The sequence below is a fragment of the Phenylobacterium sp. GW823-FHT02A09 genome, from assembly GCF_058797775.1.
Genome location: NZ_JBXAJZ010000004.1, coordinates 16,219 through 29,484, shown reverse-complemented (window position 1 = coordinate 29,484; position 13,266 = coordinate 16,219). Strand labels below are relative to the sequence as shown.

The 13,266-nt window shown below is 70.3% G+C and carries 12 protein-coding genes; 4 read left to right on the top strand and 8 right to left on the bottom strand.

The window, feature by feature from the left end; all coding sequences use genetic code 11:
• The first annotated feature begins 10 nt into the window (after positions 1 to 10).
• On the top strand, positions 11 to 856 hold the full coding sequence (gene gluQRS / locus AC1Q87_RS16755) for a tRNA glutamyl-Q(34) synthetase GluQRS (RefSeq protein ID WP_492610053.1): 846 nt from the start codon (positions 11 to 13) through the stop codon (positions 854 to 856).
• Positions 849 to 1,739 (top strand): DMT family transporter, encoded by an 891-nt coding sequence (locus AC1Q87_RS16750; protein WP_492610052.1) that lies wholly within the window; start codon positions 849 to 851, stop codon positions 1,737 to 1,739. The genes gluQRS and AC1Q87_RS16750 overlap by 8 nt, the downstream gene beginning before the upstream one ends.
• Here the strand turns inward: AC1Q87_RS16750 and AC1Q87_RS16745 are convergent.
• Positions 1,736 to 2,056, bottom strand: a complete 321-nt coding sequence (locus tag AC1Q87_RS16745; RefSeq protein ID WP_183772224.1) for a plasmid stabilization protein — start codon at positions 2,054 to 2,056, stop codon at positions 1,736 to 1,738. The genes AC1Q87_RS16750 and AC1Q87_RS16745 overlap by 4 nt on opposite strands.
• Positions 2,057 to 2,117: 61 nt before the next feature.
• Entirely contained in the window at positions 2,118 to 3,533 is a 1,416-nt protein-coding gene (locus AC1Q87_RS16740) for a protein adenylyltransferase SelO (RefSeq protein WP_492610613.1), read from the bottom strand.
• A gap of 82 nt (positions 3,534 to 3,615) precedes the next feature.
• On the opposite strand from AC1Q87_RS16740, the gene nhaA reads away from it, so the two are divergent.
• Complete coding sequence (gene nhaA / locus AC1Q87_RS16735) at positions 3,616 to 4,803, top strand: Na+/H+ antiporter NhaA (RefSeq protein WP_492610051.1); 1,188 nt, start codon at positions 3,616 to 3,618, stop codon at positions 4,801 to 4,803.
• 92 nt (positions 4,804 to 4,895) lie between these two features.
• Here nhaA and bioD read toward each other — a convergent pair whose 3' ends face one another.
• Both bioD and bioF read right to left on the bottom strand, forming a co-directional pair.
• Positions 4,896 to 5,555, bottom strand: a complete 660-nt coding sequence (gene bioD / locus AC1Q87_RS16730; protein WP_492610050.1) for a dethiobiotin synthase — start codon at positions 5,553 to 5,555, stop codon at positions 4,896 to 4,898.
• On the bottom strand, positions 5,555 to 6,703 hold the full coding sequence (bioF, locus tag AC1Q87_RS16725; RefSeq protein WP_492610049.1) for an 8-amino-7-oxononanoate synthase: 1,149 nt from the start codon (positions 6,701 to 6,703) through the stop codon (positions 5,555 to 5,557). Before bioF ends, bioD begins: the two co-directional genes overlap by 1 nt.
• 49 nt (positions 6,704 to 6,752) lie before the next feature.
• Between bioF and AC1Q87_RS16720 the strand changes: the two genes are divergently transcribed.
• Positions 6,753 to 8,021 carry an adenosylmethionine--8-amino-7-oxononanoate transaminase gene (locus tag AC1Q87_RS16720; protein ID WP_492610048.1) on the top strand — a complete coding sequence of 423 codons (1,269 nt, stop codon included), beginning with the start codon at positions 6,753 to 6,755 and terminating at the stop codon, positions 8,019 to 8,021.
• 51 nt (positions 8,022 to 8,072) lie between these two features.
• Here the strand turns inward: AC1Q87_RS16720 and AC1Q87_RS16715 are convergent, their stop codons facing one another.
• The 4 genes from AC1Q87_RS16715 to AC1Q87_RS16700 all read right to left on the bottom strand — a co-directional run bounded on the left by AC1Q87_RS16715 (position 8,073) and on the right by AC1Q87_RS16700 (position 13,205).
• The gene (locus AC1Q87_RS16715) at positions 8,073 to 9,005 is read right to left on the bottom strand and encodes an alpha/beta hydrolase (protein ID WP_492610047.1); all 933 of its coding nucleotides are present in this window, start codon (positions 9,003 to 9,005) and stop codon (positions 8,073 to 8,075) included.
• A gap of 21 nt (positions 9,006 to 9,026) precedes the next feature.
• Positions 9,027 to 10,586 (bottom strand): long-chain-fatty-acid--CoA ligase, encoded by a 1,560-nt coding sequence (locus AC1Q87_RS16710; protein ID WP_492610046.1) that lies wholly within the window; start codon positions 10,584 to 10,586, stop codon positions 9,027 to 9,029.
• A 105-nt stretch (positions 10,587 to 10,691) separates the two neighbouring features.
• Complete coding sequence (locus AC1Q87_RS16705; protein WP_492610045.1) at positions 10,692 to 12,131, bottom strand: aldehyde dehydrogenase family protein; 1,440 nt, start codon at positions 12,129 to 12,131, stop codon at positions 10,692 to 10,694.
• Positions 12,132 to 12,254: 123 nt separating this feature from the next.
• Positions 12,255 to 13,205 carry an SMP-30/gluconolactonase/LRE family protein gene (locus tag AC1Q87_RS16700; protein ID WP_492610044.1) on the bottom strand — a complete coding sequence of 317 codons (951 nt, stop codon included), beginning with the start codon at positions 13,203 to 13,205 and terminating at the stop codon, positions 12,255 to 12,257.
• Between the last annotated feature and the right edge of the window lie 61 nt (positions 13,206 to 13,266).

Here is a 13,266-nt window from a genome sequence, read left to right as displayed (position 1 = left end):
AGCTGACCGGGTGTTCGTCACCCGTTTCGCCCCCTCGCCGACCGGCTACCTGCATCGCGGCCACGCCTTTTCGGCCCTGAGCGCCTTTGAAGCCGCGCGCGCGGCGGGCGGGCGCTTCATCCTGCGCATCGAAGACATCGACGTCACCCGCAGCCGTCCGCAGTTCGAGGACGCGATCTACGAGGACCTCGCCTGGCTCGGGATCGAATGGGAGACGCCGGTCCGCCGGCAGTCCGACCATCTCGACGACTATCAGGCCGCCCTCGCCGCCCTCACCGCCGACCACCTGACCTATCGCTGCTTCAAGACCCGCAAGGAGTTGGCCCAGGCTGCGGCCAGCGCCCCGCATGGCCGCGCCGAGACATTCCGCGGCGCGCCGCTGCCGACCGCCGAGGAAGCCGAGCGCCTGGCCGCCGGCGCGCCCTTCGCCTGGCGCCTGTCCCTCGACGCCGCCGACCAGGCCCTGGCTGGACGCCCCCTGAGCTTTGTCGAGGAAGGCCAAGGCCCCGAGGGCGAGCACGGGACGATCACCGTCGATCCGGCCTTGTCGGGCGGCGACGTCGTGCTGGCCCGCAAGGACGTCGGCGTCGCCTATCACCTGGCGGTGGTGGTCGACGACGCGCTGCAGCGTGTCAGCCACGTGATCCGCGGCCAGGACCTCTACGAGGCCGCTCACGTCCAGCGGCTGCTGCAGACCCTGCTCGACCTGCCGGCGCCGATCTATCGCCACCATCGGCTGCTGACCGGTCCGGATGGAAAGCGCTTCGCCAAGCGCGATCACGCCGAGACGCTGCGCGACCTGCGCGCCCGCGGCGTGACGCCGGGCGAGCTGCGTGCGGAGGTGGGTTTTGACTGAGACGACGGCCTCGCGCGACCGCGGCCAGGCCCAGGCCTTGGCCGTGCTGGTCGCCGGCGCGGCGATCATCGGCCTGGCGCCGATCCTGGTGCGGCTGGCCGACGCCGGCCCGGCGGCGGTCGGGTTCTGGCGCGTGGCCTTCGCCATGCCGCTGCTGGGCCTGATGGCGCTGCGCACCGACGGCGGGGTCGGGACGCCCAACCGCTTCGCCCTGCTCGCGGGCCTGGCCTTCGCCTGCGACCTGGCCTTCTGGCACTACAGCATCCACTTCACCTCGGTCGCCAACGCCACGGTGCTGACCAACTTGACGCCGGTGGTGGTCACCGCCGCGGCCTGGATCTTCCTCAAGCAGCGGCCGGCCAAGCTGTTCGTCGCCGCCGTGGCCATGGCCGTCGCCGGCGCCTGGCTGATGGCGGCAGGCCGCGGCGCCCACGCGCCGGGCGCCAATCCGCCGCTCGGCGACGGCTTGGCCCTCACCACCGCGGTCTGGTACGCGCTCTACTTCCTGGCCATCAGCGCCGCCCGCCGCAGCGTCGGCGCCACCCGGGTCATGTTCTGGTCCAGCGTCGCCAGCGCCCCGCTGCTGCTGGTCGCGGCCCTGGCGATGGGCGAGCGCGTGTTCCCCGCCACGGCCGGCGGCTGGGCCGCGGTGATCGGCCTCGGCGTCATGCATGTCGCCGGCCAGGGCTCGATCGCCTGGGCGCTGGGCCGCCTGCCGGCCGCCACGGCCTCGGTCGTGGTGCTGATCCAGCCGGTGGTCGCCGCCCTGCTCGGCTGGCTGCTGTTCGCCGAGGCGCTCGGCCCCCTGCAGGCGCTGGGCGGCGCCATCGCCCTCTTCGGCGTGGTCCTGTCGCAAGCGGCCTCGCGGCGGGCGAAGGCCTAGTGGCCCGCGTGGTGCTCGGCGTTGCGTTTGCGGGTCGCCGCCGCCTTCTTGGCCGAGGCTGAGCGCTCCGCCGCCGTCCGATTGGCCGACGCCGCGCCGCCCTTCCGCCCGCCCTTGTGCGCGGCGGGATGTCCGGTGTCCTTGCCGCGGCCCGAGCCGCCCGGCGCCTTGCCGCCGCCATCGTCCTTGTTGACCGTCGCCCAGGCGCGGCGCTCAGCCTCCTTCTCGGACACACCCTTGGCCTCGTAGCCCTCGGCGATGTGGTCGGCCTTGCGTTCCTGCTTGTCGGTGTACTTCGACTTGTCTCCGCGAGGCATGATTGGCTCTCCTCTTACTGAGGTAGGGCCAACCCGACGCTCCGCCGATGGTTCCTAGCGCCTAGCTCAGCGCCCAGGCGGTCCGCGCCGCCTCGATCGCCGCCAGCTTGGCGTGGAACGCGCTCCAGTCGTCGCGTTCGGCGATCTCGCCCCAGATCGCCTCGATCTCGTCGATCAGCAGCTCCTGCGGCTCCGGCTGCGCGAAATAGGGATCGGCCAGCCGCTCGGGCCGCTCGGGGCTGAAGCCCTTAACCTGCGCCCGGAAGTCGGCGAACGCCTCGCCCGCATAGATGTCGCCCCGCACGCTCGCCAGCGCCCGCCCCTCGTCGCCGCAGAACCAGTCGAAGAAGAACGGCTCCCAGCGCAGCCGATCGCCGCCCTCGGCGATCGCCCGGAACGTCGCGTTGGCGAACGCCACCTCCTTGGCCTCCTCGTCGCGCTGCAGCCCCAGCCGGTTCAGCAGCGCCCCGGCCAGCTCCTGGCGATAGAGCGGCCCAAAGCCGTTCAGCGCCGCGATCAGCGCGTCCTGGTCGGCGACCTGCGCCAGGCAGCCGGCCAGCTGCTGCAGGTTCCAGAACACCGTCTCCGGCTGGCGGCCGAAGCTGTAGAGCCCGGCGGTGTCGAAATAGGCGGCCGTGAAGTTCGGATCGTTGTGCGGCAGGAACCGATAGGGCCCGTAGTCGAAGCTCTCGCCGGTGATGTTCATGTTGTCGGTGTTCAGCACCCCGTGCACGAACCCGGCCGCCATCCACCGCGCCGTCAGCCGCGCCGCGCGCCGGGTCACCGCCTCCAGCAGCGCTGCGCCCTTGTCCGGCGCATCGCCGAGCTCGGGGTAGTAGAGCTCGACCACGTGCTCGACGAGCCGCGTGATCGCGGCGCCGTCCTGCAGATAGGCCTGGCGCTGAAAGGTGCCGAACCGGATATGGCTGTGCGACAGCCGCACCAGCACCGAGGATCGCGTCGGGCTCGGCTCGTCGCCGCGCATCAGCTGCTCGCCGGTCTCGATCAGCGAGAACGAGCGCGAGGTTGGCACGCCCAGCGCCTCGAGCATCGCGGTGGCCAGCACCTCGCGCACGCCGCCCTTCAGGGTCAGGCGACCATCGGCGGTTCGCGACCAGGGCGTCTGGCCCGAACCCTTGGTGCCGAGCTCCAGCAGCCGGCCGCTTCCGGCCTCGCGCAGCTGGGCGAAGGTGAAGCCGCGGCCGTCGCCGAGGTCGGGGTTGTAAACCCGGAACTGGTGGCCGTGATAGCGCATGGCCAAGGGCGAGCTCAGCTGGCCCGGCAGCGGTTCGAAGCGCCCGAAGTGCGCTGCCCATTCGTCGTCGGTCAGGGTGTCCAGCCCGACGCTCGCCGCCGCCCGGTCATTGCGGAAGCGCAGGAAAGTCATCGGGAATTCGGCCGCCGTCACCGGATCGAAGAACGCTGGGCCGAGATCCTGGACGTGCGGGTCGGGTCGATAGGCGAGCGAGACGGGCATGCCCATCAGATGCGCGATCACATCGACGCCAGCAACGACCGATTGAAGTATTTCACCCGGCGCCCGCATGGTAACCGGAGCCATGGCGAGACGACTGACCCTGGACTTCCTGAAGACCGAGACCGCTTCGGGGGTGATCCTCACCACCGCGGCGCTGCTGGCGGTCGCCCTGGCGAATTCCCCCTGGGCCGACCACTACTTCGCTTTCATCAAGCACGAGATCACCATTCAGATCGGCGCCTTCCACGAGGCCAAGCCGGTCTATCGGTGGATCAAGGAAGGCTTGATGGCGATCTTCTTCTTCGTCGTCGGCCTGGAGATCAAACACGAGATCCTGCGCGGCGAGCTGTCCAATCCGCGCCGCCTGGCCCTGCCCGTGCTGGCCGCGGTGGGCGGCATGGCCGCGCCGGCCGGGGTCTATCTGCTGCTCAATCTCGGCCACGGTGGCGCGCCGCAGGGCTGGCCGACCCCGACCGCCACCGACATCGCGTTCGCGCTCGCCGCGCTGGCGGTCGCCGGACCGCGCCTGCCCTCGTCGCTGCGGATCTTCCTGCTGACGCTGGCCATCGCCGACGACCTGGGCGCGGTGGCGCTGATCGCCATCCTCTTCACCTCCGACGTCAACATGTACGCGCTAGGCGGAGCGGCCGCGTCCATCGCCCTGATGGCGCTGATGTCGAAGTGGAAGTCGGCCCCTTACCTGTTCTACGCAGCCTGCTTCGCGCTGGCCTGGGCCTTCTGCCTGAAGAGCGGGGTCAACACCTCGCTGGCCGGCGTCGCCGCCGCCATGACCGTGCCGATCGACCCGCGCAAGCCGGGCCACGAGGGCCCGCTCAAGCACTTCATGGAGAGCCTGCACCCCTACGTCGCCTACCTGATCCTGCCGCTGTTCGCCTTCGCGGCGGCCGGCTTCTCGTTCCAGGGGCTGTCGCTCGCCACCCTGGCCAATCCGGTGCCGCTCGGCATCGCCATGGGCCTGTTCGTCGGCAAGCAGATCGGCGTCTTCGGCTTCTCGGCGGCGGTGATCGGGCTGAAGCTGGCCCGCCGCCCGACCGGGGCCAAGTGGCTGGAGCTCTACGGCGTCTCGCTGCTCTGCGGGGTCGGCTTCACGATGAGCCTGTTCATCGGCGGCCTGGCCTTCGATCCCAACGACACCCTGGCCCAGACCGAGGTGCGCATGGGCGTCATCGCCGGCTCGATCCTCTCGGCCCTGGTCGGCATGGGCGTCCTCGCCTACGCCCAGCGCAAACGCACGGAAGCTGAGGGCTAGCGGGTCCAGCTCACGTTCCCTCTTCCCGCGGGAGAGGGTAAGGGCGAGGGGACTGCGGACCGTCCGCCCCGCCGCCGCTCGGAAAACGCGCCTCAGACCAGTTCGCTGGCCCAAGCCTCCGCGGCGCGCGGCGCGGCGACGATCTTCACCTCCCCGGCGAACGCCGCCACGCTCGCGACCGTCTGGGCGAAGTCCGGCGCGTCCGGCTCGCCGCTCTGGCTGACCACCACCGCGGCGATCGGCAGCCCCCGCGAGCGCAGGGTCTCGATCGCGGTCAGGGTATGGCTGATCGAACCCAGATAGGATCCGCCGACCACCACGCTCGGGAGGCCCAGCGCCAGCATCAGGTCCAGGCCTGTGCCGTCCTCGGCCATCGGCGACATCACTCCGCCGGCGCCCTCGACCAGCATCAGGTCGGCGGCGCTCGCCGCCAGCCCGGCGCGGCAGAAGTCCGTCAGCCTCGCGATCCGCAGGTCCACGCCCTCCAGCCGCGCGGCCATCGGCGGCGACAGCGGGGCGGCGAACCGCAGCGGCGCGATGGCGTCCAGCTCGGCCCCGGTCAACGGACGGTCCATCGCCGCCAGCAGCCGGCCCGGATCGCTGTCGCTCCAGTCCGCGGGATCGATGCCGCTGACCGCCGGCTTCAACGCCGCGACGCTCAGCCCCTTGGCCCGGGCGGCGCGCAACATGGCGCAAGCGACATAAGTCTTGCCGACGTCGGTGTGAGCGCCGGTGACGAACAGTTGGCGCATCAGGCCTCCATCAGCGGCGCGACCGCCGCCGCCAGTCGATCGATCTCGTCGTCCGGATGCCCGGCCGTGAACGCCACCCGCAACCGCGCGGTGCCGGCCGGCACGGTCGGCGGCCGGATCGCCACCACCAGGAAGCCCTGCGCCTCCAGCGCCTGCGCCGCCGCCAGGGTGCGGCCCGCTTCGCCCAGCACGATCGGCACCACCGCGCTGGTCGCCAGCGGCAGGTTCAGCGCCCGCGTGAAGCGCCGCGCCTTGCTCAGCACCGCGGCCACACGCTCCGGCTCGGCGGCGATCACGTCCAGCGCCGCCAGCGCCGCGGCGGCGTTCGCCGGCGGCAGGCCGGTCGTGTAGACCACCGTGCGGGTGCGGGTCTTGATGAAGTCGATGACCGGCGCGCTGGCGCACACATAGGCGCCGTAGCCTCCCAGCGCCTTGGAGAAGGTGCCCATCGCCAGGTCGACCTTGGCGCTCGGGAACATCGCCGCCGTGCCACGCCCCTCGCCCAGCACGCCCAGGCCGTGGGCGTCGTCGACCAGCAGCCAGGCGTCGTGCGCCTGGGCCAGGGCCGAAATCTCGTCCAGCGGCGCCACGTCGCCGTCCATCGAGAACACCCCGTCGGTGGCGATCAGCGCGCGACCGGCCTCGCCGCGATAGGCGGCCAGCTTGGCGGCCAGGTCGGCGACGTCGTTATGCGCGAACGGCACGATCCGCGCGCCGGACAGCTGCGCGCCCGACCAGATGCAGGCATGGGCCAGCGCGTCGACCAGGATCAGGTCGCCCTCGCCGACGAACGTCGGGATGATCCCGGAATTGGCTAGGTAGCCCGAGCCGAACACGCAGGCCGCCTGCGCGCCCTTCAAGGCCGCCAGCCGCGCCTCGAGCTCGCTGAAGATCGGATTGTCGCCGGTCACCAGCCGCGAGGCGCCCGAGCCGACGCCGTGGGTCTTCACCGCCGCCAGCGCCGCGGCCTTCACCGCCGGATGGTGCGAGAGATTGAGATAGTCGTTGCACGAGAAGGACAGCAGCCGCCGCCCGCTGCGCTCGACCCACAGCCCGTCCATCCGACGGGTCGGGACCAATGTGCGCTTCAAGCTGCGCGCCTCGAGCGCGTCGAGCTTGGACTGGGCGAAAGCGGTCAGACTGTCCATCACGGCCCGCGGTATGCACGAGGCGGAGCTTCGGTTAAAGCCAGCGACCATGACTTTCCCGACACCGGACTGGCTTACCCAAGGCGCCCGCAACGTCTGGCGCCCCTACTGTCAGATGAAGACCGCGCCGGCTCCCCTGGCGGTCGCCCGCACCGAGGGCGCGCGGATCGTCCTCGAGGACGGCCGCGAGTTGGTCGACGGCATCGCCTCCTGGTGGACGGCCTGCCACGGCTACAATCACCCGCATATCCGCGCGGCGGTGACGGCGCAGCTGGAGCGTGCGCCGCACGTGATGTTCGGCGGCCTGGCGCATGAGCCGGCTTACCGCCTGGCCCGCCGCCTGGCCGACCTGCTGCCCGGCGACCTCGACCACGTGTTCTTCGCCGAGAGCGGCTCGGTCTCGGTCGAGATCGCCATGAAGATGGCGCTGCAGTACTGGATCAACCGCGGCGTCGCCGGCCGCACCCGCTTCCTCAGCTTCCAGGGCGGCTATCACGGCGACACCCTGGCCACGATGACCATCTGCGATCCGGAAGAGGGCATGCACAGCCTCTTCGCCGGGGTCATGCCCTCGCAGATCGTCACCGCCCTGCCCGTCGATCCGGCTTCGGAAGCCGCGCTCGACCAGCTCATGGGCGAGAAGGCCGGCGAGATCGCCGCCATCATCGTCGAGCCGCGCATCCAGGGCGCCGGCGGCATGCTGTTCCACTCCGACGAGGTGCTGCGCAGCCTGCGGCGGCTGGCCGACAAGCATGACCTGCTGCTGATCTTCGACGAGATCTTCGTCGGCTTCGGCCGCACCGGCGACCTCTTCGCCTGCTCGGGCTCGGGCGTCACGCCCGACATCGTCACCCTGTCCAAGGCGCTGACCGGCGGCACCCTGCCGCTCTCGGCCGCCATCGCCCGCAGCAAGGTCTTCGAGGCCTTCTGGTCCGATGACGCAGGCGCGGCCCTGATGCACGGCCCGACCTACATGGCCAACCCGCTGGCCTGCGCCGCGGCCAACGCCAGCCTCGACCTCTTCGAGACCGGCCAGTGGAAGGCCGACGTCGCCCGGATCAATGCGGCCCTCGCCGAGGGGCTGGAGCCCTGCCGTGCCGCAGCCGGCGTCGTCGACGTGCGCACCTACGGCGCCATCGGCGTCGTCGAGTTTGACCATCCGGTCGAGACCGGCCCGCTCTGCATGGCCTTCGCCGACCACGGCTGCTGGATCCGCCCGATGGGCAAGGTCGTCTACCTGACCCCGCCCTACGTCACCACCGACGCCGAACTCGCCCAGCTCACCGGCGCGATCCGCACGGTGCTGCTCAAGACCTAGTCGAGCACGCAGTTCCCTCTCCCTCGACCGGGGAGAGGGAAACGGGTCGCGTTACCCGATCGCCGCCTTCAGCGCCGCGGCGGTCTCCTTGGCCGCCTCGCCCACGGCCGGCGAGACGTCCGACATCAGGTAGAAGTCGTGGATCAGCCCCGCATACTCGACATGCGCGGCCTTGGCGCCGGCCGCGTTCAAGGCGGCGGCATAGTCGCGGCCCTCGTCCTTCAGCGGGTCGAAGCCGGCGGTGACCACCAGGGCCGGCGGCAGGCCGGCGGAGAGCTTGGCCTTGCCCAGGAACGCCCGGCCCGACTGCGCGTGACCGATCGCCGCCAGCGACTTGTCGAACCATGCCAGCGCCGCCTTGGTCAGGATCGGACCGTCCAGTTCCTTGCGCGAGGCCGTCTCCACCTCCGGCCAGATGCCCGGATAGAGCAGCAGCTGGAAGGCGATCTTGCGGGCCGGATCGTCCTTCAGGTCGATCGAGACCGACGCCGCCAGGTTGCCGCCGGCGGAGTCGCCGCCGACCGCGATGCGCTGCGGGTCGAAGCCGATCTCGGCGGCGTGGTCGAAGGCCCACTTGGTCGCCGCCAGGGCGTCGTCGTGGCCGGCCGGGAACGGATGCTCGGGCGCCAGCCGGTAGTCGATCGCCAGCACCCGCACCCCGGCCAGCGAGGCCAGCCGTCGGCAATGGCCGTCATGTGTCTCCAGGTCGCCGATCGTGAAGCCGCCGCCGTGGAAGTAGACCAGGCCGCCGCTCGGGGTCTTGGCGCCCGCCGGCGTGTACAGCCGCGCCGGAATGGAGCCGGCCCCGCCCTCGACCTGCAGGTCCTTGGCGACCACGTCCTGCGGCGGGTTCTGGTCGGTCGCCTTGCGCTGCATCTGGTAGCCCATCCGGATCATGGCGGGCGGCACGGCGTCGAGCGGCGGGGCGTTGGCGGCCTGCTCGGCTGCGGCGTCGATCATCGCCTTGAAGTGCGGGTCCAGCATCAGTCTTCCTCTCTTTGAAACTCAGCCGACATTGCGGCCGCGGCCTTCCCAGTAGGGCGCGCGCAGCTCCCGCCGCAGCACCTTGCCGGACGGGTTGCGCGGCAGGACCGCAATGAAATCCACGCTCTTGGGGACCTTGTAGCCGGCGATCAGCGCCCGGCAGTGGTCCATGACCGCGCCCGCGTCGGCGTCCGCGCCCGGCCGCAGCACGACGAAGGCCTTCACCGCCTCGCCCCACCGCTCGTCCGGCACGCCGACCACGGCGGCGTCAGCCACGGCCGGATGCGAGAACAGCGCGTTCTCGACCTCGGCCGGATAGATGTTCTCGCCCCCGGAGACGATCATGTCCTTCACCCGGTCGTGGATGAACAGATAGCCGTCGTCGTCGAAATAGCCGGCGTCGCCGCTGCGGAACCAGCCGTCCGGGCAGATCGCCTGGGCGGTCGCCTCGGCCCGGTTCCAGTAGCCCTTCATCACCCCTGGCGAGCGGATCTCGATCTCGCCGACCTCGAACGGCGCGGCGTCGCGGTCTTCGATGCGCACCCGCACCTCGAAGCCCGCCGACGGGATCCCGCAGGAGCGCAGCTTGCCGCGCGCCGGATCGTGCGCCTCGGGCGGCAGGTTGGTGCCGCCGCCGATGGTCTCGGTCAGGCCGTAGAGCTGGGTGAACTGGGCCGGGAACGTCGCCTGCGCCCGCTTCAGCACCTCCTCCGAGATCGGCGAGGCGCCGTAGTAGATGTTGCGCACGCTCGACAGGTCGGTGTCGCCGACCTCCGGCCGCTGAAGGATCATGTTGATCAGCGCTGGCACCAGGAAGGCGTGCTCGATCGCATGCTGCTCGATGACCTTAAGGATCACCCCGGGATCGGGCTCGCGCAGCACGATGGCCTTGGCCCCCTGCAGCAGCGCCAGGATGCCGAGATTGGCCCCGGCGACATGGAACAGCGGCATCGCCACCAGCACCGCCATGCCGGGCGCGAACTGCGCCCACTGCTGAAGCGCAGACTCGAACACGGTGGCGTAGTTCCGCTCGGTCAGCTGCACGCCCTTGGGCAGCCCGGTGGTCCCCGAGGTGTAGAGCTGGATGACGTCGTCGTCGTCAGCGGCAGGAAGCTGCGGGTCCTGCGCCGGATACCTGCCGGTCCAGTCGGCGAATCCGGGCCATTGCGCATGGCCCGGCTCGATCTGCACCACCGTCTCCAGGGCGGGCAGATCGGCGGCGATCTTCTCGAGCACTGGCGCGAAGTCGGCGCCCGTCACCACCAGCCGGCAGCCGGCGTCCTTCAGCACGAAGGCGATCTCGGGCGGCGCGAGGCGCCAGTTGACGGGGGTCAGGCAGGCGCCGGCCTTCAGGCAGCCCAGCCAGAGCACGAAGAACGTGTCGCTGCCCTTGGTCAGCACGCCGACCCGCTCGCCCGGCGTCACGCCGGCCGCGATCAGCGCCTGGGCGCACTGCGAGGCCAGCTGATCCAGCTCGCCGTAAGTGGTGACCGCGCCTTCGAACCAGATCGCGGTCTCGGCGGGGCGCACGCGCGCATGATGGCGCGCGATGTCGGCCACGCATCGGATGTCCTGGGACATCGCTCCTCCCTCCTCTCTTCTTTTCGGAGAGGATGATCCCTTAGCAAGCGGGCCGGCAAGACCATCGTCCTGCCGGCCCGCAAAAGCCTTCGCGATTTGAAAGCCTTACTCGGCGGCTTCCTTCGGCGCGTAGCCCAGAACGGCCTTCACTTCGAGGAACTCGTTGAAGGCGAAGTCGCCCCACTCGCGCCCGTTGCCGCTCATCTTGTAGCCGCCGAACGGCGCCATCAGGTCGCCGCCGCCGCCGTTGATCGACACCTGGCCGGCGCGCAGCTTGGAAGCCACTTCGCGAGCCTTGGCGAGGTCGGCGGCCTGGACGTAGGCGGCCAGGCCGTACTCGGTGTCGTTGCCGATCTGGATGGCCTGATCGACGTTCTCGTAGCCGAGGATCGACAGCACCGGGCCGAAGATCTCTTCCTTCGAGATGGTCATCTCCGGGGTCACGTTGGCGAACACGGTCGGCTTCACATAGTAGCCGGTGTCCAGGCCGTCCGGACGGCCGACGCCGCCGGCGACCAGGGTCGCGCCCTCGTCGATGCCCGACTGGATCAGCTTCTGGATCTTGTTGAACTGCACTTCCGAGACCACCGGGCCCAGCAGGCTGTTGCCGTTCGGGTCGCCGACGGTGACCTGGGCGGCCGCTTCCTTGGCGACGGCGATCGCTTCGTCCATGCGCTGCTGCGGGACCAGCATGCGGGTCGGGGCGTTGCAGGATTGACCCGAGTTGGTCATCACCGTGGCCACGCCGCGGCCCACGCCCTTGGCGAAGGCGTCGTCGTCGAGGACGATGTTCGGGCTCTTGCCGCCCAGTTCCTGGGCCACGCGCTTGACGGTCGGGGCGGCGTTCTTGGCCACCTCGATGCCGGCGCGGGTCGAACCGGTGAACGAGATCAGGTCCACGTCCGGGTGGCTCGACAGCGGCACGCCGACGCCGATGCCATCGCCCTGCACCAGGTTGAACACGCCGGCCGGCACGCCGGCGGCATGCATGATCTCAGCGAAGATGTGACCGGTGAACGGCGCCACTTCCGACGGCTTCAGCACCATGGTGCAGCCGGTCGCGATGGCCGGGGCCACCTTGCAGACGATCTGGTTCAGCGGCCAGTTCCACGGGGTGATGAAGCCGCAGACGCCGATCGGCTCTTTGACGATCATCGTCGGGCCGCGGTCTTCTTCGAACTTGAAGTCCTTCAGAACGGCGGCGGCGGTGCCCAGGTGGCCCATGCCGATCGGAACCTGCGCGCGTTGCGCCAGCGACGACGGGGCGCCCATTTCCTCGGTGACCGCGGTGGCCAGGTCGCCGAAGCGCTTCTGGTACTCGGCGAGGATGCGGTTCAGGACGTCCAGGCGCTCTTCGCGGCTGGTCTGCGACCAGGTCGCGAACGCCTTGCGAGCGGCCTTCACGGCCTTGTCCACGTCGGCCGCGGAGCCGAGGGAGATCTTGCCCGCGACCTGCTCGGTCGCCGGGTTGATGACGTCGAGCGTCTTGGGTTCGACCGGATCGACCCACTGACCGTCGATATAGAACTGCAGGTACTCGCGCATGACGTCCTCCCGGAGGCGTTCGTTGGATTTTTGGCGCGCCGACGAGATCCCCCGACGGCTTCAAACAAGCATTTTAGTGATCAATGATCACTGTGGAAGAGGCAACCTTCAAACCTGAGGGATTCAGGCCGAAACCCGCCCCTCCAATTGGTGCACATGCGGCTGTCCCGCAACCGGGCTGCGGCCCTTCAGGACATAACCGGCCCGGATCGAGCCGATGTAAAGGTCCTTCAGGTCGGCGCCGCCCCAGGTGATGTTGGTCGGGTGGTTCACGACCTCGCCCGACGGGTCGTGGATCACGGTGACGACCTCCAGCTCGGGCGTGATCGCCACCACCTTGTTGGCGGCCGGCAGGCAGACCCAGAGGTTGCCCTCAGCGTCCAGGCCGACGCCGTCCGTATATCCGAGCTCGTTGTGGTCGACGCCCGGCGCGTCCGGCGCCTGCAGCTTGCCCAGCACGGGACCGTAGCGACCGCCAGCGCCCAATGTCCCGCCGTCGTGGATCGGGAAGCGCATGACGTCGGCGCCGCTGGTCTGGGCGCAGAACAGGTAGCGCTCGTCCGCCGACAGGGCCATGCCGTTCGGGAACTTCAGCCCCTCGGCCACGACCTGGCTCGATCCGTCCGGCCGCAGCACGAAGATGAAGCCGTCGGTGCGTCCGTCCAGCGCCTGCGGCCACGTCTCGGCGTGGGTGGAGTTGGCGCACCAGATGTTCCCGGCCTGGTCCATCACCGGATAGTTGGCGCTAGTCAGCCGCCGGCCGGCCACCTCGGTCAACAGCGTCTCATGTTCGCCGCTCGCCGGGTCGAACCGCTGCAGCGGCCCGTCCTCGCGGTCATAGATGCCGAAGTTGGCGATCAGCACCCGGCCCTGCCGATCCATGTTGATCCCGTTCGGCGCGCCGCCCTTGGGCCCCATCCGCTCGAACGATCCGTCAGGGAAGATCTCGGCGACCGCGCACTGGTGGTCGGAGGCGAACACCCGCCCGTCCGGCCCGACCACCACGTCCTCGGGACGGTCGATTCCCACGGCGACCTTGGTCAGGTCGCCCGGCGCGATGGGCGATAGCGGCATGGCGTTTCCTCTGGCGTTTTCACCAGCTTGACCCGCCCGGGCGCGATTGAGCAAGGCGACG